Source organism: Acidocella aquatica (assembly GCF_030160635.1).
Classification (GTDB): domain Bacteria; phylum Pseudomonadota; class Alphaproteobacteria; order Acetobacterales; family Acetobacteraceae; genus Acidocella; species Acidocella aquatica.
The window spans coordinates 190,866-212,212 of record NZ_BSOS01000007.1 but is presented as its reverse complement, the minus strand read 5'-3'; the positions used below and the strand labels follow the sequence as shown (position 1 = coordinate 212,212).

The following is a 21,347-nucleotide window of genomic DNA, read 5'->3' as shown; positions in this document are numbered from 1 at the left end:
TGTACCTCTGTTGCGCTACTATTCATTGCCCCAGGTTTTGGTCCGGAAATTATGGTGCGCCTCGATGAAGCGCACCGTGCCGGATTTGCTGCGCATCACGATGGAATGCGTTCTGGCGCCATGGCCAAAGCGCTGCACGCCGCGCAGCATCTGGCCGGAGGTGATGCCGGTCGCCGCGAACATCACATCTCCCTTGGCCATATCGGTCATGCTGTAGATGCGGCTGGGATCGGTGATGCCCATGGTTCTTGCGCGGTCTATCTGCGCCTGGTCCTCAAAGAGCAGGCGCCCCTGCATCTGCCCGCCGGTGCAGCGCAGCGCCGCCGCCGCCAGAACGCCCTCCGGCGCGCCGCCGGAGCCGAGATACATATCAATGCCGGTCTCCGGCTGGGAGGCGGCGATAACGCCCGCCACATCGCCTTCGCCGATCAGGGTGATCCGCGCGCCCGCCTCGCGGCAGCGGGCGATGATCTCCTGGTGGCGCTCACGCTCCAGTATGCACACCATCAGATCCGCAATCTCGCAACGTTTCGCCTGGGCGAGGTTGCGCAGGTTCTCGGCCACCGGGGCGGCGAGGGAGACGATGCCTTCCGGCAGGCCGGGGCCGACGGCGATCTTGTCCATATACACATCCGGCGCGTGCAAAAAATTGCCGTGCTCTGCGAGTGCGACCACGGCGAGCGCGTTGGGCGCGCCCTTGGCGGCGATTTCGGTGCCTTCGAGCGGGTCCACCGCAATATCCATCGCCGGGCCGCCGCAACCGACTTTCTCGCCGATGAAGAGCATCGGCGCCTCGTCCATCTCGCCTTCGCCGATGACCACGGTGCCCGAGATCGCCACGGTGTCAAACGCCTTGCGCATGGCCTCCACCGCCGCGCCGTCGGCTTCGTTCTTTTTGCCCCGGCCGATCCAGCGCGAGGCGGCGATGGCGGCGGCCTCGGTCACGCGCACCAGCTCAAGCGCCAGGTTTCTGTCCCATACGGTGGGGTTGGTCTTCATCATGGCGCGGTATCCTTTTTGGTAAGATGCAGAACAAGCCCTGCGGTTGAGGAATCGGCACTTTGGTCGGGCCGGCCGCTGGCGACGATGGGCAGCAACCCGGTGGCAAGCTCCTTGCCGAGTTCCACGCCCCATTGGTCGAACGCATTGATGCCCCAGATGGCGGCTTCGACGAACACGCGGTGCTCGTATAATGCGATGAGCCGCCCGAGGGTGCGCGGGGTCAGCTTGTTATAGGCAATGGTGACCGAGGGGCGGTTGCCGGGGAACACGCGGTGCGGGTTGCCGTGGGCTTCCTCCAGCGTGCGGCCGAGCATCAAGGCGCGCGTCTGCGCCAGGCAATTGGCGATGAGCAGATTATGGTGCTCACGCATGGCCGGCTCATGCCCCTGCGCCGCGATGAGGAACTCGCAAGGAATAACCGCGGTGCCCTGGTGCAGAAGCTGGTAGAAGGCATGCTGGCCGTTGGTGCCGGGTTCGCCCCACACGAGCGGGCCGGTGGCCTGCGTCACGGCGCTGCCATCCTTGCGCACGCGCTTGCCGTTGGACTCCATGTCAAGCTGTTGCAGATACGCGGGAAAGCGCGCGAGGCGCTGATCATATGGCAACACCGCGCGCGCCGCGTGGCCGCAGATGTTGCGGTGCCATATCCCGGTGAGGGCGAGCAGCACGGGCAGATTGTTAGCAAAGGGCGCGGTGCGGAAATGCTGGTCCATCTCATGCGCGCCGGTGAGGAATTCACGGAAATTTTCTGGGCCGATGGCCAGCATCACCGGCAGGCCGATGGCCGACCAGATGGAATAGCGCCCACCCACCCAGTCCCAGAATCCGAAGGTCCGCTCAGGCAGAATCCCGAACACCGCGCCCTTGTCCAGCGCGGTTGACACAGCGGCGAAATGCCGCGCCACCGCCTGTTCGCCCAGCGCCTCCACAATCCATTGCCGCGCCGAATGGGCGTTGGTCATGGTCTCGATGGTGGTGAAGGTTTTGGAGGCGACGATGATGAGCGTGCGCGCGGGGTCGAGCGGGCGGATGGTGTCGGCCAGATGTGCGCCATCCACATTGGAGACGAAATGCACGCGCGGGCCATCATGATAAGGCGCCAGTGCGCCGGTGACCATGGCCGGGCCGAGGTCTGAGCCGCCGATGCCGATGTTGATGACATCGCTGAACGCGCCGCCATCGGCGGCGGTGATTTCGCCCGCGCGCACGGCCTGGGCAAACTTGAACAGAGCGTCGAAGGTTTTGTTCACCTCGGGCATCACATCCGCGCCGTCCACATAGACCGGCGTATTGGCAATGTTGCGCAGGGCGGTATGCAGCACCGCGCGGTTCTCCGTGGTGTTGATCTTCTCCCCCGCGAACATCGCGTCGCGCTTTTGGGCAACCTCAGTTGCCTCGGCGAGTTGCAGCAGCAGCGCGCGGGTTGTCTCCGTCAGGCCGGTCTTCGAATAATCGAGCAGCAGATCATCCAGCCCGGCGGAAAATTCAGCGAAACGGTCAGGGTTTTGCGCGAACAACGCGCGCAGGGAGGGGGTGGCCTGCTGCGCCGCCGCCAGCTCGGTCCATAGTTTATCCATGCGCCGCACTCCTCCGGTGGATATTCAACGCCGCGGCCTGCGCGGCGGCGGCGGTGATCCCGCTCCAGTCCCCGGCGGCGATCATCGCGCGGTTCACCATCCAGGAGCCGCCGATGCAGATCACGTTGGGCAGCTTCAGATACCGGGGCGCTGAATCCGGCGTGATCCCGCCGGTCGGGCAGAATTTAAGCTGCGGCAGCGGCGAGGCGATGGACGATAAAAACGCAGCCCCGCCGGAGGCTTCGGCGGGGAAGAGCTTGGCGAACTCATAGCCCCGTTCGATCAGCCGCATCGCCTCGGAGGCGGTGGCGATACCGGGAAGCAGTTTGACCTGCGCCCCGGCCACGGCATCAAGCAGGGCCTCGGTGGCGCCGGGCGAGACCGCGAATTTGGCGCCCGCCGTCACGGTTTTTTCAAACTGCGCGCCACTCAGCACGGTGCCGGCGCCAACGATCGCATCAGGCACTTCCGCCGCGATGGCGCGAATGGCCTCCAGCCCCACGGCGGTGCGCAAGGTGATTTCAATCACCGGCAATCCCCCGGCGACAAGCGCGCGCGCGAGCGGCACCGCCTGCGAGAGATGGTCGATGATGACAACCGGGATCACCGGTGCTGCGCGCAAAATGGTTTCGAGGTTCATGCGAGGCCCTTTGTGAATATGCTCGCACCCGTATCGGCGGTGCTGACAGCGTGGCGGAAGGCGGCGAACAGATCGCGCCCGGTACCGTAATGGTTGGCGGAAAGATCGGCGGTTGCCAGTGTGCGCGCGGCCCATACATCGGGTGCCACCAGAATGGTGAGATGGCCGTTGGTGCCGTCCACGCGGATCATGTCGCCATCGCGCAGCTTGCCGATAGCCCCGCCATCGGCGGCTTCCGGGGTGACATGAATGGCCGCCGGAACCTTGCCGGAGGCGCCGGAGAGCCGGCCATCGGTCACCAGCGCCACGCGGTAGCCTTTGTCTTGCAGCACCCCCAGCGGCGGCATCAGCTTGTGCAGCTCGGGCATGCCGTTGGCCTTTGGCCCCTGGAAGCGTACGACGACCACCGTATCCTGGTTGAGTTCGCCCGCCTTGAACGCCGCCTGCACCTCTTCCTGCGAATGAAAGATCTTCGCGGGAGCCTCGATGATATGCCGCTCCGGCTTTACAGCGGAGGTTTTGATGACCGCGCGGCCGAGCGCGCCATCAAGCACGCGCAGGCCGCCGGTGGGCTGGAAGGGATCAGCGATGCCGCGCAGCACGCTGGCGTTGCCGCTGGCCTCGGGGGCGGGGAACCATGCCACCTGGCCCTCCACCAGCTTTGGCTCCGCCGCATAGGCCCCAAGGCCGCCGCCCGCCACGGTGCGCACATCCTCATGCAGCAAACCAGCAGACAATAATTCCCGGATGACAAATCCGGTGCCGCCGGCGGCATGGAAGTGATTCACATCGGCCGAGCCGTTGGGGTAGATGCGCGTGAGCAGCGGCGTGACCTCGGCCAGATCGGAGAAATCATCCCAGGTGAGGGTGATGCCCGCCGCCGCCGCCATCGCGACGAGATGCAGCGTATGGTTGGTCGAGCCGCCGGTGGCGTGCAGGCCCACGATGCCATTCACGAACGCGCGTTCGTCCAGGATCAGGCCGATCGGCGTATAATCATTTCCGGCGGCGGTGATGGCCATGGCGCGTTGCGTGGCGGCGGTGGTGAGTGCATCGCGCAGCGGCGTGTTCGGATTGATGAAGGCAGCACCAGGAAGATGCAGACCCATGATCTCCATCATCATCTGGTTGGTGTTCGCCGTGCCGTAGAAGGTGCAGGTGCCGGGGCCGTGGTAGGATTTTGCCTCGGCGTCCAGCAGCTCCTCGCGGCTCACCTTGCCTTCGGCATAGAGCTGGCGGATGCGCGACTTCTCGTCATTCGGCAGGCCCGAGGTCATGGGCCCGGCGGGGATGAAGACGGCGGGCAGATGCCCGAAGGAGAGCGCGCCGATGACCAGACCCGGCACGATCTTGTCGCAAATGCCGAGGAAGACCGCGGCATCGAAGGTTTTGTGCGAGAGCGCCACGGCGGTTGAAAGGGCGATGACATCGCGCGAGAACAGCGAGAGTTCCATTCCCGCCTCGCCCTGGGTGATGCCGTCGCACATCGCGGGCACACCGCCGGCCACCATCGCCACGCCACCGGCGGCGCGCGCGGCGGCGCGGATGATGTCGGGGAAATGTTCATAAGGCTGATGGGCCGAGAGCATGTCGTTATAGGCGGTCACGATGCCGAGGCTGGCGCCATCGCCGGTGCGCAGCACGGCTTTGTCACCTGGCGCGCAGGCGGCGAAGCCATGCGCCTGATTGGCGCAACCCAGCGCCCGGCGCTGGGGCTTTTCACTTTTTGCCGCCGCTATGCGCGCCAGATAGGCAGAGCGCGCCGGTTCGCTGCGGGCGATGATGCGGCTGGTGATGTCCTGAATACGGGGGTGAACCATGCTTAGGGACTCCAGAAAATAGCGGGTGCGGGGTTGCGGGCGAGTACGGCGCGGACCGGCAGTTTCGCCGCGCCGCTTTGCAATAATTCGCGCTTGGCGGCGCCCTCGATATGCAGCGCCACGAAATCGGCCTGCAGCAATACCGGCAGGGTAAGCGTGATGCGCGGTTCAACGGCGGCGGGTGCGCGCATGCTCTCCACGCGCTGGCCGTGGCTGGGGGCAAGGGCTTCGGCCAGCCGGTCGCCGCCGGGGAAGAAGGAGGCCGTGTGGCCATCGAGCCCCATGCCGAGCACGATCGCCGCGAAGGGCAGGGGCAGAGCGGCAATCGCCTGTTCCACTTCGGCAAGCCCGGCCTCGGGCGTGGCCGCGCCGTTCACCAGCGGCACAAATGCCGCCTGCGCCGCCGGGCCTTGCAGCAGATGGTTTTTAACCAGCGCGGCGTTGGAGCGCGCGGAAGATTCCGCCACCCAGCGGTCATCCACAAGGGTCACGGTCACGCGTGACCAATTGATGGCTTTCGCTGACAGCGCCTGCAGAAATTTCACCGGCGTGGTGCCGCCGGAAACCGCGAGCGCCGCCGCGCCCTCGCGCGCCAGCCGCGCGGCGAGCGCGGCCGCCACGGCATCGGCCAGTGCGTCAGCCAGCGCTGCGGGGGAGGAGAATTCATGCATCATGCGCCGCCATCCAGCCAGGTGCGGCCATCGCGCTCGATCAGCGCCACCGCCGCCGAGGGGCCCCAGGTGCCGGCGGTGTAGGGTTTGGGCAGCTCCGCCGCGTTCGACCAGGCTTCGAGAATCGGCTCGATCCACGTCCACGCGGCTTCAACTTCGTCGCGGCGCATAAAGAGCGTCTGGTTGCCGCGCACTACATCGAGCACCAGGCGCTCATACGCATCCGGGTTGCGAACCTGGAAGGCGTTGGCGAAGCTCATGTCCAGCGGCACGGAGCGCAGGCGCATGCCGCCCGGCCCGGGGTCCTTGGTCATCAGCCAGAGCTTCACCCCCTCGTCAGGTTGCAGGCGGATGACCAGCTTATTGGCCTCGATCGGCCCGGCGGAGGCGTCGAACACCGAATGCGGCGGCGGGCGGAAGGTGATGACGATATCGGACACACGCTCGGGCATTCTCTTGCCGGTGCGCAGATAAAACGGCACCCCGGCCCAGCGCCAGTTCTGCACCTCGGCCTTCAGCGCCACGAAGGTTTCGGTGGTGCTGGTCTCCGCGCCCAGCTCGTCGAGATATCCGCGCACCGCGCCGCCGGCGGAGGCGCCCGCGCGGTATTGGCCGCGCACCACCGCCTGTGTGGAGAGCGCATCGGCAATCGGCTTCAACGCGCGCAGCACCTTCAGTTTTTCGTCGCGCACGGCATCGGCGTCCAGCCGCGCGGGGGGTTCCATGGCCACCAGGCACAGCAATTGCAAAATATGGTTTTGCACCATGTCGCGCAGGGCGCCCGCAGTGTCATAATACCCGGCGCGGCCTTCCACGCCCAGGCTTTCGGCAACGGTGATCTGCACATGGTCTATATGCGCGGCATCCCATAACGGCTCGAACAACCCGTTGGCGAAACGCAGCGCCATGAGGTTCTGCACGGCCTCCTTGCCGAGGTAATGGTCGATGCGATAAACCCGGTCCTCGGGGAAGACCTTGCCGATGGCCGCGTTCAGTTCCTTGGCGGATTCAAGGTTTTTGCCAATCGGCTTCTCCACCACCACACGGGCATTGCCATGCGCCATGCCAAAGCGGCCAAGCCGCTCGCAGATGGGCCCGAACAGGGCGGGGCCGGTGGCGAGATAAAATACGTTGACGCGCTCACGGTAGGAGGCAAGCGCCTGGGCCAGCTCTTGCCAGCCGCCATCGTCATCAGCCTCCACGGCGCGATAATCCAGCCGGGCGATGAAACGCTCGACATCGGCTTCGCTGCGCTCCTCGGCGGGGACATGCTCGATGATCGACTCGCGCGCGAGGGCAATGAAGGCATCCGCGGTGAGCTTGCCGCGCGCGGCACCGATGATTTTTGCAGCCTCGGGCAATTGTCCCGCCATGTCGCGGTGGAACATGGCGGGGAGCAGCTTGCGCCGGGCCAGGTCGCCGGTGGCGCCGAATACCACAAGTACAAATGGGACAACGGGGATGACGCGGCTGGTCATGGCAATTCCTTGTTCACGGTGGCGCGGGCAAATTGTACGCTAATGCCTGTGAAGGCAAATAGACATCCGGGACCACGCCGCGCCACGGCGCGGTCCCGGATCCCCCGCTTACTGCGGCGGTGCGAAGCCGCCTAGACGGGCGAGGTCGACGGTGAATTTAAGACCGACAACGAAGGCGTTCTTGATGTTGGTCTTGCGGTACGGCTCAGCGGACTGATCCGGGTTGATGATGTACTGGACGTTCGGCGTCGCGGTCATCCATGGGGTGAGCTTGGCGTCGTAGTTCAGCTCCATCATGATCTCACGGTGCGCGATATTGCCTGTTCCGCCCACAGATTCACGCGCCAGGGCAATGTTGTTCAGGAACGCGTTGGAGAATTCCTGATCGTTGACGACAAAGCCGATGGTGTCCTGGCTGCGCCCGGCGAAGGTGCCGGTCTGCACGGCGCCCAGCTCGTAATATTGGTTCTCGTTCACCTCGCCGCTGAGCTTGGTCATGAACACGCCGAACACGGCAAGCCCGGTGGAGTCAACCGTCTGGTTGAAGCGCAGGAACATGCCGGAACGATCGTGGTGCGTGGCGTAGGGCTGGCCGGCGAGCAGGGCCGGCTGGCCGGTGGCATCGTTCAGCGGGTCGGAATAGGCGCCGGTGTCATACCAGCCGCCAATGGCGTAGAGATTGCCATCCGGGGTGTAGCCAAGCTCGGCCGGAACGACGACGCCGGTGGCATGGTTGCCGGAGAGATCGAAACCATGCGCCAGGAAGGTTTTGTCGACCGGGTTCACCTCATACAGCCCGGCATGGATGTAGCTATCGGGCGTGAACAGGAATTTCGCATCGCCGCCCCAGCTGGACGCGGGGAAGTAGGTGAAATTGCTGTCCTTGAAGATGAAGGTCGGGTTGCCGCAGGCCGAGTTGGACTGGAACTGACAATAGAGCGGCGAGTTGAGGAAGGCGATGTTGGCAACCGTGCGGCCCGCGGTGATATCCAGCCGGTCATTGAACAGTTTCTGTTCGATGGTGAAATAGGCCAGGTGGACATTCTGCGTGCCGAACACCTCCTGCACCGAGGTGTTGTTGCCGATGTAATCAGCCGCGAGGTTGCGGCCGTGGCGCTGGGTGAGCGCGATATGCACGCTGGTGCCTGTCAGTCCGGCGATTTTGCTCATGTCAAAATCGCCGCCGAGGAACACCTGCCCGGCGTAGTCTCCCCCCTGGCGGATACCGCCAGAGGGGTTGGCGGCGGCCTCGCCTGTGTAGTTCAGCGAGATCGACACGCCATCATCGAACAATTTTTGGCCAAGGGTTGGCGCCGTGCTGGTTTGTGCCTGTGCGGTGCCGAGGGCCAGCATGGAGACGCCAGCGGTGTAGATGAATTTTTTTAGCATTATCCTGTATCCTGTTGACTTTATGCGTGGGTTAGACGGTTTTTTCGACGAAGTTTTTCTTCACCACGCCAAGCATCAGCGCGGTGACGGCGGTTCCCGCCACCAGTGCGATGACGTAGAAACCAAGATGCGTGACCGCATCGGGGATCGGCAGCACGAAGATGCCGCCATGCGGAACCTTCAGCTGCACGCCTGATGCCATGGAAATGGCCCCGGCGACGGCAGACCCGGCGACGGTGCAGGGGATGACGCGGAAGGGGTCGCGCGCCGCGAAGGGGATGGCGCCTTCGGTGATGAAGGAGAGGCCGAGCGCTCCGGTGGAAAGCCCCGCTTCGCGTTCTTCCTCGGAGAAGCGGGCAGGGAACAGGCGGGTCGCCAGCGCGATGGCCAGCGGCGGGGTCATGCCAGCGGCCATCACCGCGGCCATCGGCGTGTAGACCTGGGCGGAGAGCAGGCCGACCGCGAAGGTATAGGCGGCCTTGTTCACCGGGCCGCCCATGTCGAACGCCATCATCGCGCCGAGCAGCAGGCCGAGGATAATGGCCGAGGAACCCTGCATGGATTTGAGGAAATTGGTGAGGAAGGCAAGGATTTCAGCAATCGGCGTGCCGATGACATAGACCATGAGCAGACCGGTGATCAGCGTGCCGAGCAGCGGCAGGATGAGCACCGGCTTCAAGCCTTCCATGCTGCGCGGCAGCTTGATGTAACGGTTGAGATAAAGCGTGCTGTAACCGGCCAGGAACCCGGCGGCGATGGCGCCCAGAAACCCTGCGCCGAGCAGCGAGGAGAGCAGGCCGCCGATCATGCCCGGCGCCAGGCCGGGGCGGTCGGCTATGGAATAGGCGATAAACCCGCCCAGGATCGGCACGAACAGCGTAAAGGCGGATTTGGCGCCGATCTCAAACAGCGCGCCTGCGAAGGTGTTGGCGTGCGAGGGGTCGGTTGCGTAGATGCCGCCGAAGGCGAAGGCGAGCGCGATGAGCAGCCCGCCCGCGGTGACGAAGGGGATCATGAACGAGACGCCCGACATCAGATGCTTGTAGGCGCCGGTTTTCTGCGGCGCCGCGCTGGCGGCTTTTGCGCCCCCGCCCTGCATGGCGGCTTCCGCGAAGGCCTTGGTGATGAGGTTCTGGCCATCGTTGATCGCGGGCTTGGTGCCGCTCTGGAACACGCGCTTGCCGGCGAAGCGGCCAAGGTCCACCTGCTTGTCGGCGGCGATGACCACCAGATCGGCGGCGGCGATTTCGGCATCGGTCAGCGGGGTCTGCGAGCCGACGGAGCCTTGCGTCTCCACGCGGATCTCATGGCCCATCGCGGCGGCGGCCTGCTGCAAGCCTTCGGCCGCCATGAACGTATGCGCGATGCCGGTGGGGCAGGAGGTGATGGCGACGATCTTCTTCGGCACGCTCACGGGCTTGCTGCCGCTCAGCACGGCGCCGGCGTCGGCCAGCACTTCGCCGATGGTGGCGCGGATGCTTTTGATGCCTGCGAAACGGCTGTCGGCGGCGTCGGTGTTGCCGACCAGCACGGCAAGCCTGGCGCCGGCAATCTGCTGGGCGCCGAGCGGGTTCAGCACGCCCTCATTGGTGCGCACCTCAACCTCGATGCTCTTGCCGGAGGATTTTGCAGCCTTGCGCAAAGCCTCGGCGGCGAGAACGCCGTTTACGGTAACATCGCCGGCGGTAACCGACGCGATAATCTCACTCATGGTTTGTCGTCTCCCTGTTTGGTAATTTGTACTTGCGCGCAGAGCGTCTCAACGATCTGGCGCGCGGGTAGATTCGCGCCCGCCTGTTGCAGTTTGGCGGTGGCGAAGGCGGTGGCGAGGCGGGCGGTGGCTTCCAGCCCGGCGTTTTCAGATAAAGCGGCGATGATGCCCGCAACCATGGCGTCCCCGGCGCCGACCGTGCTGGTCACGCGCAAGGCGGGCAGGGCGGCGCGCAACACGGCTTGCGCGGTGACGAACAACGCGCCATCCGCCCCCAGTGAGATGGCCACGAGGGTCACGCCACGGGCGATCAGCCGGTGCGCGGCCTCGATCAGCGATTCGTCGGAATTCAGGGTGCAACCTGCGTAAAATTCCAGCTCCGCGCGGTTCGGCTTGATGCAATAAGGCAGTTGCGTGGCCTGCAGCGCGCGGGTGAGGGGCAGGCCGCTGGTGTCGAGCAGCACGCGCGCCCCGCGTTCCTGCAAGGCCATGGTGAGACCGGCGTAGATATTCTCGGCGATGCCCTCGGGCAGGCTGCCGCCCAGCACCACCAGCGTATCCAGATCCGCCAGCGCAACCGTCTGCTCAAAAATCCGTGCGCTATCCTCGGAGGAAATCTTCAGGCCGGGCAGGTTTATATCGGTCGTCTCGCCGTCGTGGCTGAGCTTGATGTTGGTGCGCGTCTCGCCCGCCACGCGCAGGAAGGCATCGGTGATATGCTTGGCGGCGAACAGCGCCTCGAACGTACCGGCATTGCCGCGCCCGAGAATACCGGTGGCGATCACGGGCTGCCCCCAATCGGCGAGGCAGCTCGCGACATTCACGCCCTTGCCGCCGGGATGGAAGGCAACACCGCTGGCGCGATGCACATGGCCGGGGCGCAGGCGATCCAGCATCACCGTCTCATCGATGGCCGGGTTGAGCGTGAGGGTGACGACGCGGGTCATGCGCCGGCTCCATCCAGGGCGCGCACCTGCGCGGCGGTGGCGGCGGCAAGGGCGTTGGCGGCCAGGGACTGCAGCGCGGCGAAATCAGCCTCGCGCAGCCGGGCCTTCACCGCCGCGATATCGCGCGGGGTCATGGAGAGTTCGTTCACCCCCAGCCCGGCGAGCAGCGCGGCGCCGAACGGGTCGCCCGCGATGCCGCCGCACACGCCGACCCAGCGGCCATGCTTGCGCGCCCCGGCCACTGTCTGCGCGATCAGCCGCAGCACGGCCGGGTGCAGGCTGTCAGCTTCGGCGGCCAGGTCCGGGTTCTGCCGGTCGATCGCCAGCGTGTACTGTGTCAGGTCGTTGGTGCCGATGGAGAAGAAGTCGCAATGCTGCGCCAGATTGTCCGCCTGGATGGCGGCGGCAGGCACCTCGATCATGATGCCCAGCGGCAGCACGGGGGCGTTCAACGTGGTGCGGATTTCCTCGCAGATTTGCCGCAGACGCAGGATTTCATCCACCGTGGTGACCATCGGGAACATGATCGAGACATCCCCCCCTTGAGCGGCGGCGCGGTAGATGGCGCGCAGCTGCGGGTGCAGCAAATCCGGCCGGCGCAGCAGCAGCCGCGCGCCGCGCACGCCGAGGAACGGGTTTTCCTCATGCGGCAGGTGCAGATGCGCAACCTGCTTGTCGCCGCCGATATCGAGCGCGCGGATGATGAGCGGGCGCCCCGCGAGCGCGTCGATCATGCCGCGATAGGTGGCGAACTGCTCCTCCTCGGTGGGGGTGGCGCCGGTTTCCAGAAACAGGAACTCGGTGCGCATCAGCCCCACGCTCTCCCCGCCCTCGGCAATGGCCATGGGCACTTGGTCCGGCCGGTTGACGTTGGCGCCGATCTCGACGCGGTGGCCATCGGTGGTGGTGGCGGGCTCGCCGCGCTTTTGCGCTGCCAGCGCCTGTTTGGCGGCAAGCTCGGCGGCCCAGGCTTGCGCTGAGGCGATGTCATCGGCCGATGGGTCGAGATACAGCCGCCCGGTCTGGCCATCGAGGATCGCCATGGTGCCCGATTTTGCCTCCAGCACGGCGTTGCCGCCCGCCACGATCGCGGGCAGGCCCAGCGTGCGCGCCAGAATGGCGGTGTGCGAGGTCGGGCCGCCCAGCGCCATGGCGAGGCCGATGACTCGGCTCATATCCAGCCCGGCGGTGTCGGACGGCGAGAGATCGGCGGCGGCGAGGATGCAGGGCTGCTCGGGCAGGTCCTGCAGCGAGCCGAAGGTGACCGAAGGCGCCAGCCAGGTGAGCACGCGCCGGCCGACATCGCGCATATCCGCGGCCCGCCCGGCCAGAACAGGGTTGCCCAGGGCGGAGAGGCTGGCGGCCATGCGCTCGATCGCCTCGTTCCAGGCCCAGGCCACGCCATGGCCCTCAACCATGAGCTGGCAGGTGAGGGTGATAAGGTCGCTGTCGTTCAACAATTCGGCCTGCGCCTTGAAGATGGCGGCGTCAGAGGCGCCGAGGCGGCGCGTGGTGTCGTCCACCAGCGCGGTCATCTGCTGGCGGGTCGCGGTCAGCGCCTCGTGCAGGGCGTTGCCGCCCTCGGTGAGGGAGACGGGCTCGTCGGGGATGACGACCTCGGCGGCCGCCAGCACATGCAGCGGGCCGATGGCGATGCCGGGGCTGGCGGCAAGGCCGGCAATGATGTGGGGCTGGCCTGGTGGCGTCCATCCATGCACCGGGGCGGCGGCGCGGGCGGCGGCTTTGGCGGCATCCGCCACCTCCTGCGCGGTGAGGCCGGTGATGCGCGCGCGCAACCGGGCCAGCCCGGCGGCGGCGTCCTCGCCCTCGGCGGAGATTGTCACCGTATCGCCCGCGCGCAGGCCCAGCTGCAGCAGAGCGACCAGGTTGCGCGCATCGGCGGCCTCGTTGCCGTGGCGCACCTGCACGCGCAGGCCGGTGGCACGCACCGTATCCACCCAGGCGGCGGCGGGGCGGGCGTGCAGCCCGGTGGGGTAATCCACCACCCAGTCAAATTTCTGGTCCATATCCGCGACCGGCGCGGCGGCAACCATCGGCGTGTCCTGCGTCAGGGCGTGGACGATTTCGCCCGCGTCGCGCGTGGTGCAGAGCGCCGCCAGCCGTGCTTCGTCCTGGATCAGCCGGGTGAGGCGGCGCAGGATGGCGATGTGGGTATCCCCGCGCGCCGCGATGGCGACGATAAGCTGCGCGGTCTGCCCAGGGTTCCACTCAATCCCGCCCGGCACCTGCAAAATGGCGATGCCGTCGCGGCGGACCATATCCTTGTCCTCGACCAGCCCGTGCGGGATGGCGACGCCATGGCCGAGGTAGGTGTTCGCCACCGCCTCGCGCCGCAGCATGCTGGCGGCGAAATCCGGCGCCACGCAACCTGCGGCAACCAGAAGCTGGCAGGCCTCCGTGATGGCGGCCTCCTTGTTCGCCGGTGCGGCGTTAAGACGGACGAGTTCGCGCCCCAGAAGGGCATTTGGCAGATTTGATGACATGGATGTTTTCCCCGTAACCTTGTTGACACTGAAAACGATTTCATAGGTGCTTGTCAAGCACTATGCTGCCTATTTTGAGATTTTTTAGCGTCTTCATGCGAATTGCTTGCATTATAATAGGTTATTATGCTGATGTTTGTGAGAACGATTTCTGTGAAAAGCATTAGGAACCATGACAGTCAGCATTAAAGATGTAGCGCGCGCGGCGGGTGTGTCCCCCGCCACGGTCTCGCGGGCGCTCGGCGGCGGGCCGGTCAGCGCGGAGTTGCGCGGGCAGGTGGAAGCGGCGGTGAAGGCGACCGGATACAGGCCGAACCTCTCGGCGCGGCGGCTGCGCTCGCGCCATTCGCAGACCATAGGGCTGATCGTCGCCGATATTTCCAACCCGTTCTTCACAGCTGTTGCCCGTGCGGTTGAAGATGCTGCCTATACAGCTGGGTTGCGTGTGATCCTTTGCAATACCGATGAAAATCCGCAGAAAGAGGCGATGTATCTGCAACTGATGGAGGAAGAGCGCGTCACCGGCGTGATTTTTGCCCCCACCCGCGCCTCGGTCGATAAATTGGCGCGCGGAACCTATAATTTTCCCATAGTTCTGATCGACCGTGCCGGGCGCGCCAGCGGGCAGGATGCGGTGGTGCTCGATAATTTCGCCGCCGCCGGCATGCTGGTGGAGCATCTGGTGGCGCAGGGCTATCACCGCATCACCGGGCTGTTTGGCAATGCCAGTACCACCGGCGTTGAGCGGCACGATGGCTACGTGGCGGCGATGCGGCTGGCCGGTCTCGCCCCGGCGGCGCGTTTCATCGCCCCCAGCATCGAGGCCGCCGAAGCCGAGGCCCGCCGCTGGTTCACGCAAGGCACGGTGCCCGAAGCGGTGATTGCCAGCAACGGCCTGATGCTGATGGGCGTGGTGCGGGCCATGCGCGCGGCGGGCAAGAGGATTCCGCAGGACATGGCGATTGCCGGGTTTGATAATGAGAGTTGGACTGAGCTGGCCGGGCCGGGGCTGACGGTGATCGAGCAGCCGGTGGCTGATATCGGCCGGACCGCGATGAAACTGCTGCTGGAACGGCTGGACACCCCGGACGCCCCGGCGCGCAAGGTGGTTCTGGGCGGGCGCTGCGTGGTTCGCGGCTCGACCAGCCGGATCAGCCCGGCGGATGCGCCCACAGCTTGATTCAAATCAATGCCGGTTGCCCGGCTTCTGGCTATAAACGCATCATGAGGCAGCTACGTGATATCTGCCGGCGGGGAAGGCTGTGGAATGAATGCCAGGCCGGAGGCCGGAATCCGTGGTTGAAACTTGAATTTGGGAGAAACAATCATGACCGATGCCCAATCCGCGCAACCGCCCGCCATGCCAAGGCTAAACGAGGCGGCGCCCGCATTTGAAACCAAGACGACCCACGGGGTCCGGAAACTTTCGGATTATAAGGGCAAGTGGCTGGTTCTCTTCTCTCACCCGGCCGACTTCACGCCGGTTTGCACGACGGAGTTTGTGGCATTTTCAAAGAATTATCCCAGGTTCCAGGCGCTGAACTGCGACCTGCTCGGCCTCTCGATCGATAGCAATTTCGCCCATATCGCCTGGGCACGCAGCATCGAACATAATTTCGGCGTGAAGGTTCCGTTCCCGATCATCGAAGATCTGTCAATGAAAGTGGCGCATGCCTATGGCATGATCCAGCCCGGCGCCAGCGACACCTCGGCGGTCCGCGCCACATTCTTCATCGATCCGGAGAGCAAGCTGCGGGCCATGGTCTATTACCCGATGAGCAACGGGCGCAGCATAGAGGAATTTCTCCGCCTGCTCGAAGCCCTGCAAACCAGCGACAAGCACGGCATCGCGACGCCGGAGGCGTGGAAGCCTGGGGAAAAGGTTATCGTGCCACCGCCGCAGACTCAGGCCGACGCTGAAGAACGCCAGAGCAAGGGGTATGATTACACCGACTGGTATTTCTCGAAAAAATCGCTCCCCCCTGCAGGTTCCTAGAATTTTCCTGAAAATTTTTGGATGTGCGAGCTGTTTGCGCTGTCGAGTAAAATATCAACGAATGTCAATTTTTCGCTGAATATTTTTGCCCGGCATGGCAGTGTTGGCGGGCGAACCGTCGATGGCTGGGGGCTGGCATTTTATGATGGCCGTGATGTCCGGCTATACAAGGAGCCGGAGCCGGCGGGGCAGAGCGACTGGCTATCATTCATCGAACAACGCAAACAGCTCAGCAGCCTCGTTCTCTCCCATATCAGGCGCGCGACCCAGGGTGGCATCTCGTTGAGCAACACCCAGCCCTTTATGCGCGAATTGGGCGGGCAGGCGCATGTTTTCGCGCACAATGGCAATCTTGCCGGGATCGGCCAGCGGATGGCCGGACGCTGGAAGCGGTTTCAGCCAATTGGGCAGACCGATTCCGAAATAGCCTTCTGCATTTTGCTGGAAGCGCTCTCCCCGCTTTGGGCAGGCGGCGCGGTGCCCTCTGTTGCCGCGAGACGATCGGTCATCCAAGGTCTCGCGGCTGAGTTTCGTGAGCTTGGGCCAGCGAACTTCATTTACGCGGATGGCGATGCCCTGTTCGCGCATGGGCATCGGCGCATACAGCAGGATGGCATGATTACCCCGCCGGGCTTATTCTGGCTGGTCCGCACCTGCGGCGCCAGCGATGAGCTGGCACCAGCCTCCGGTGTCAGAATTGGAATCGGAGACACCCCGCAGGCGTTGATGCTGTTTGCCAGCGTCCCGCTAACGGATGAAGCATGGAACCCCCTTCAGGAGGGGGAGTTGATCGCCGTCCGCGAGGGGCTGCGGATTTATGATCCTGATATGCCATAACCTTCACGTTCAGAGGCCATGCCGGGCTTTGCGGTGAATTGAAGCGTTCATGCCACGAGCCGCCGGGCGGCCAAAGCGGCCCGCCCGGATCGGGGGGCTGATTTTATCCCCCCGCACACGGTCTCTTGACAGTTTTTTGGGTGGCTACTAATTATATCTAATTGCTTTAATAATTGATTCATGCTTAGCTGGCTTTGTCTGGCTGCGCGTCCGGATCGGGCCATGGGCTGGGTTTTGGCCGGACTTTTTTTTCAATATGGGGGCCGGTAAGAGCCGCCGTTAACCAGTTGCGGAGGTTGAGGTTAAGAGCGTTCATTCGTCATTCGGATTTGGGTGAGCGAAAATTCATTCATTGTGGATGTCAGCCTGAGCGTGCCGCCGGATTTTTAATCGAGCGCGAACGTGGGCTGGCGGCAATGCGCGATGGCAACAAAATTTCTTGCGTGTCCGGTTTCTGGCCAAGCTGAAGTCCAACAGGCTGGTTTGTCTTGCAATCGTACCGCGCTCAAGGCTGGAGTTCACCCTGGCGTGCCGGGGTATGTATAAAACAACAATTAAACGAGGAAACCTTAATATGCGTCAGCTTACCGGCGCGGCTCTTGCCGCATTTCTTCTTGCTGCGCCCTGCGCGGCATCCGCGACCACGATCACCATTGCCACGGTGAACAATTCAGACATGATCGTCATGCAGAAATTGTCGGCGCAATGGGAGCAGCAGACAGGCAACAAAATCAACTGGGTGGTGCTGGAGGAAAATGTCCTGCGTCAGCGTGTCACCACGGATATTGCAACGCATGGCGGCCAGTTTGACGTTATCACGATCGGTTCCTACGAAACCCCGATCTGGGCGAAGCAAGGCTGGCTGGCGCCGCTGAATGAATTTCCGGCATCGTATGATTACGACGATCTGCTGCCGCAGGTGCGCTCCGCGCTGAGCGTTGGTAAGACCCTTTTCGCGGCGCCCTTCTATGCGGAAAGCTCCTTTACCATGTACCGCAAGGACCTTTTTGCGCAGGCCGGCCTCACCATGCCAGACCAGCCAACTTATGCCCAGATTGAACAATTTGCTGATAAATTGACCGATAAATCGAAGCAGCAATACGGCATCTGCCTGCGCGGCAAGCCAGGCTGGGGCGAAAACATGGCGTATCTGAGCACCTTGGTCAACACCAATGGCGGCAGCTGGTTTGATATGAACTGGAAACCGCAGTTGACCAGCGCGCCGTGGGAGACCGCGATTAATTTCTATGTCGATCTGATGAAGAAAGATGGCCCCCCGGGCGCAGATTCAAATGGTTTCAATGAAAACCAGGCGCTTTTTTCAACCGGCCATTGCGCGATGTGGATCGATTCAACCGCCGCCGCCGGCAAGCTTGAAGATCCGTCGCAATCGCAGGTCGCTGGCAAGATCGGCTTCGTCAAGGCGCCGGTCGCTGTCACCACGCATGGTGCGAGCTGGCTCTGGGCCTGGTCCCTGGCGGTGCCGACAACCTCAACGCATGAGGCGGCGGCTGAATCCTTCATCGCCTGGGCAACCTCGAAGCAGTATGTCGATCTCGTCGGCAAGACGCAGGGCTGGGTTGTGGCCCCTCCGGGAACCCGCACCTCCACTTATGAGAACGCCGATTATCTGAACGCCGCCCCCTTCGCGAAAGCCGCCATCGCGGCGATCAACTCGGCGGACCCGAACCACCCGACATTGAATCCGGTGCCCTATACCGGCGTGCAGTTTGTTGCCATTCCGCCGTTCCAGCAGGTCGGCACGGTGGTGGGCCAGGATATTGCCGGTGCGCTGAGCGGGCGCAGCACCGTAAGCGCCGCGCTGCAAAGCGCGCAGGACAGTACGACAGCGGCCATGCAACAGGCCGGTTACCTGAAGTAAGCATCGGCAAAATCAGGAGGAGGGCAGCCTCCTCCTGATTTTATGGAAAGGAGATGAGCGTGATGTCCGCAACGCAAACCCTCGTGCCGCATCGCAACGCCAAATTGATGCGCACCTGGCCGCTTCTCACACCGGTGGTCTTTGTGCTGCTGGTCTGGGCGATCGTCCCTTTGGTCATGACGCTCTGGTTCTCCTTCCAGCGCTATAACCTTGTCGACCCGACCATCACCGGCTTTGCGGGTGTTGATAATTACAAGTTCCTGCTTGAAGACCCCGCGATGCTGGCAGCCCTCTTCAACGAGGTGGTGCTGGTCGGCTCGGTGCTCGCAATCACCATCGTCTTCGGTGTCGCCTTCGCGATTCTCTTTGATCAGGAGTTCTGGGGCCGCAGCGTTGCGCGCCTTCTGGTCATTGCGCCATTTTTTGTCATGCCGACGGTCAGCGCGCTGATCTGGAAAAACCTGCTGATGAATCCGGTGAGTGGCGTGTTCGCCTGGATCACCACCAAGCTCGGCTTTGGCGCCATTGATTGGTTCACCAATTATCCGATGGCCGGCATTGTCATCATCGTCGCCTGGCAGTGGATACCCTTCGCCACCCTCATTCTACTCACCGCCATGCAGTCGCTCGACCGTGAGCAGATGGAGGCGGCGCGCATGGATGCCGCGCGCGGCCCGCAATTGCTGCGCTTTGTGATTCTCCCGCATCTCGCCCGGCCGATCTCTATTTTGCTGATGATCGAGACGATCTTTCTGCTCGCGGTCTTTGCCGAGATATTCATCACCACATCCGGCGGTCCGGGTGACGCCACAACAACCCTGACCTATCTGATCTATCTGCGCGCGCTGGTGAATTTCGATGTCGGCGGCGCCTCCGCCGGTGGCGTTCTGGCGATCATCCTGGCCAACATCATCGCCTTTTTCCTGGTGCGCACGATCGCACGCAACGTAGACATCTAGGGTCCGCCAATGAAAGCTTCATTCGCCTTTCGCATCTGGGTCTCGCTGCTCGGCTGGGGCGTGGCGCTGGCCATGTTCTTTCCCGTGGCGTGGATGGTGCTGACCTCCTTCAAAACCGAGATCGACGCCGTCGCCACGCCGCCGCTGCTGTTTTTTCATCCCACATTGGAGAATTACGCCCAGGTCAACCAACTCGGCGACTATGCCGGCGCGGTGTGGAATTCCATCGCCATTTCGTTTGGCTCGACCGCGCTTGGCATCGCGCTTGCCATGCCCGCGGCCTATGCCATGGCGTTTTTCCCCAATCGCTGGACCAAGGATCTGCTGCTCTGGATTCTCTCGACCAAGATGATGCCCGCGGTGGGCGTGCTGATGCCGATCTATCTCATCAGCAAATCCACCGGATTGCTGGACACCAAAACCGGCCTCATCGCGATCATGACACTCGCCAACCTGCCGATCATCGTCTGGATGCTCTATACATTCTTCAAGGAAATTCCAGGTGACATCATCGAGGCCTCCCGCATGGACGGCGCCGGCGCGCTGGCGCAGATCCGCATCGTGCTGCTGCCCCTCGCTGGCCCCGGCATCGCCTCCACCGGGCTGCTGGCCGTCATCCTCTCCTGGAACGAGGCTTTCTGGTCGCTCAATCTCACCGCGGTGCATGCCGCACCTCTCACCGCTTTCATCGTCGCCTTCTCCAGCCCGCAGGGGTTGTTCTGGGCCAAGCTTTCCGCCGCCTCCACCCTGGCCGTCGCGCCTATCCTGGTTTTCGGCTGGATGACCCAGCGCCAGCTCGTGCGTGGCCTGACCTTTGGCGCGGTGAAATAGGAGTTCTCATGTCGACACTCGAAATCAAGCAATTACGCAAAAGCTACGGCGCGGCTGAAATCATCAAGGGCATCGACCTGAAAATCGAGGACCGCGAGTTCATCGTCTTCGTCGGCCCCTCGGGCTGCGGCAAATCCACGCTGCTGCGCATGATCGCGGGGCTGGAGGAGATCAGCGGCGGTGAGCTGCTCATCGATGGCGCGCGCATGAACGAGATCACGCCCGACCGGCGCGGCCTTGCCATGGTGTTCCAGAGCTACGCGCTCTACCCGCATATGACCGTGGCCGAGAACATGGCCTTCGCGCTGCGCCTCGCGGGTGTGCCCAAGGCCGAGCGCGAGCAGCGCGTGCGGGTTGCCGCCAAAACCCTCCAGCTTGAGGCGCTGCTGGGCCGCAAACCGGCCAATCTCTCCGGCGGGCAGCGCCAGCGCGTCGCCATCGGGCGCGCCATCGTGCGTCAGCCCAAGGCATTCCTCTTCGACGAGCCGCTCTCCAACCTTGACGCTGCCCTGCGCGTGCAGACCCGCCTGGAAATCGCCAAGCTCCACCGCGACCTTCAGGCCACGATGATCTATGTCACGCATGACCAGATCGAGGCGATGACCCTGGCCGACCGCATCGTCGTCTTCAACGCCGGGCGCATCGAGCAGGTGGGAACACCGCTGGAGCTCTACCACAACCCGGCCAATCTCTTCGTCGCGGGCTTCATCGGATCGCCCAAGATGAACCTCATCGGCGCCGTGGTGCGCGAGAGCACACCGGGCGCGCTGGTGCTCACGCTCGATGGCGCCAGTCTGGTCAGCGTGCAGCCGGCCACCATCGCGGCGGGAGCAAAACTCACCATCGGGCTGCGGCCGGAGCATATCGTGGTGGACCCGCAAGGCCCCATCTCCGGCCATGTGGAAGCCGTCGAGCGGCTGGGCAATGAGAGCATCGCCTATGTCGGCATCGGCGCCTCCCTGCCGCTCACCGTCAAGCTGCCGCCGCAATCGCCGGTCGCCCTGGGTGACAAGCTGCATCTGGCGCTCAACGGCCACGCGGTCTCGCTGTTCGGTGAGGATGGTCACGCGCTGGGCTGGACCCAGCCGCAGGCGGGGGGTTAG

At 63.9% G+C, this 21,347-nt stretch carries 17 protein-coding genes; 7 read left to right on the top strand and 10 right to left on the bottom strand.

The features are described 5' to 3' along the window. Positions 1-18: 18 nt before the first annotated feature. The 10 genes from glpX to ptsP form a co-directional block, all read right to left on the bottom strand. The gene (glpX, locus tag QQJ84_RS03100; protein WP_284256502.1) at positions 19-1,002 is read right to left on the bottom strand and encodes a class II fructose-bisphosphatase; all 984 of its coding nucleotides are present in this window, start codon (positions 1,000-1,002) and stop codon (positions 19-21) included. After that, positions 999-2,579, bottom strand: a complete 1,581-nt coding sequence (gene pgi / locus QQJ84_RS03095; RefSeq protein WP_284256501.1) for a glucose-6-phosphate isomerase — start codon at positions 2,577-2,579, stop codon at positions 999-1,001. Before pgi ends, glpX begins: the two co-directional genes overlap by 4 nt. Then, the gene (gene eda, locus QQJ84_RS03090) at positions 2,572-3,219 is read right to left on the bottom strand and encodes a bifunctional 4-hydroxy-2-oxoglutarate aldolase/2-dehydro-3-deoxy-phosphogluconate aldolase (protein WP_284256500.1); all 648 of its coding nucleotides are present in this window, start codon (positions 3,217-3,219) and stop codon (positions 2,572-2,574) included. The genes pgi and eda overlap by 8 nt, the downstream gene beginning before the upstream one ends. Beyond that, on the bottom strand, positions 3,216-5,039 hold the full coding sequence (gene edd, locus QQJ84_RS03085; protein WP_284256499.1) for a phosphogluconate dehydratase: 1,824 nt from the start codon (positions 5,037-5,039) through the stop codon (positions 3,216-3,218). Before edd ends, eda begins: the two co-directional genes overlap by 4 nt. A gap of 2 nt (positions 5,040-5,041) precedes the next feature. Continuing rightward, positions 5,042-5,713 (bottom strand): 6-phosphogluconolactonase, encoded by a 672-nt coding sequence (pgl, locus tag QQJ84_RS03080; RefSeq protein ID WP_284256498.1) that lies wholly within the window; start codon positions 5,711-5,713, stop codon positions 5,042-5,044. After that, a complete protein-coding gene (zwf, locus tag QQJ84_RS03075) occupies positions 5,710-7,188 on the bottom strand; it encodes a glucose-6-phosphate dehydrogenase (protein ID WP_284256497.1) in 1,479 nt (492 codons plus the stop codon). Before zwf ends, pgl begins: the two co-directional genes overlap by 4 nt. A 108-nt stretch (positions 7,189-7,296) precedes the next feature. Continuing rightward, entirely contained in the window at positions 7,297-8,577 is a 1,281-nt protein-coding gene (locus QQJ84_RS03070; RefSeq protein ID WP_284256496.1) for a carbohydrate porin, read from the bottom strand. 31 nt (positions 8,578-8,608) lie between these two features. Beyond that, on the bottom strand, positions 8,609-10,288 hold the full coding sequence (locus tag QQJ84_RS03065; protein ID WP_284256495.1) for a fructose-specific PTS transporter subunit EIIC: 1,680 nt from the start codon (positions 10,286-10,288) through the stop codon (positions 8,609-8,611). Then, on the bottom strand, positions 10,285-11,235 hold the full coding sequence (gene pfkB, locus QQJ84_RS03060) for a 1-phosphofructokinase (protein ID WP_284256494.1): 951 nt from the start codon (positions 11,233-11,235) through the stop codon (positions 10,285-10,287). Before pfkB ends, QQJ84_RS03065 begins: the two co-directional genes overlap by 4 nt. Beyond that, positions 11,232-13,739, bottom strand: coding sequence for a phosphoenolpyruvate--protein phosphotransferase (ptsP, locus tag QQJ84_RS03055; RefSeq protein WP_284256493.1), 2,508 nt, complete (start codon positions 13,737-13,739; stop codon positions 11,232-11,234). Before ptsP ends, pfkB begins: the two co-directional genes overlap by 4 nt. A gap of 172 nt (positions 13,740-13,911) precedes the next feature. Between ptsP and QQJ84_RS03050 the strand changes: the two genes are divergently transcribed. The 7 genes from QQJ84_RS03050 to QQJ84_RS03020 all read left to right on the top strand — a co-directional run bounded on the left by QQJ84_RS03050 (position 13,912) and on the right by QQJ84_RS03020 (position 21,347). Continuing rightward, on the top strand, positions 13,912-14,919 hold the full coding sequence (locus QQJ84_RS03050) for a LacI family DNA-binding transcriptional regulator (RefSeq protein WP_284256492.1): 1,008 nt from the start codon (positions 13,912-13,914) through the stop codon (positions 14,917-14,919). Positions 14,920-15,066: 147 nt separating this feature from the next. After that, on the top strand, positions 15,067-15,735 hold the full coding sequence (locus QQJ84_RS03045; protein WP_284256491.1) for a peroxiredoxin: 669 nt from the start codon (positions 15,067-15,069) through the stop codon (positions 15,733-15,735). 21 nt (positions 15,736-15,756) lie between these two features. Beyond that, positions 15,757-16,572 (top strand): class II glutamine amidotransferase, encoded by an 816-nt coding sequence (locus QQJ84_RS03040; protein ID WP_284256490.1) that lies wholly within the window; start codon positions 15,757-15,759, stop codon positions 16,570-16,572. A 574-nt stretch (positions 16,573-17,146) separates the two neighbouring features. Then, positions 17,147-18,454: an ABC transporter substrate-binding protein gene (locus QQJ84_RS03035; RefSeq protein ID WP_284256489.1), complete on the top strand. Its 1,308-nt coding sequence runs from the start codon at positions 17,147-17,149 to the stop codon at positions 18,452-18,454. A 62-nt stretch (positions 18,455-18,516) separates the two neighbouring features. Next, entirely contained in the window at positions 18,517-19,413 is an 897-nt protein-coding gene (locus tag QQJ84_RS03030; protein ID WP_348522657.1) for a carbohydrate ABC transporter permease, read from the top strand. Positions 19,414-19,422: 9 nt separating this feature from the next. Continuing rightward, the gene (locus tag QQJ84_RS03025; RefSeq protein ID WP_284256487.1) at positions 19,423-20,244 is read left to right on the top strand and encodes a carbohydrate ABC transporter permease; all 822 of its coding nucleotides are present in this window, start codon (positions 19,423-19,425) and stop codon (positions 20,242-20,244) included. Positions 20,245-20,252: 8 nt separating this feature from the next. Continuing rightward, positions 20,253-21,347, top strand: a complete 1,095-nt coding sequence (locus QQJ84_RS03020) for an ABC transporter ATP-binding protein (RefSeq protein WP_284256486.1) — start codon at positions 20,253-20,255, stop codon at positions 21,345-21,347.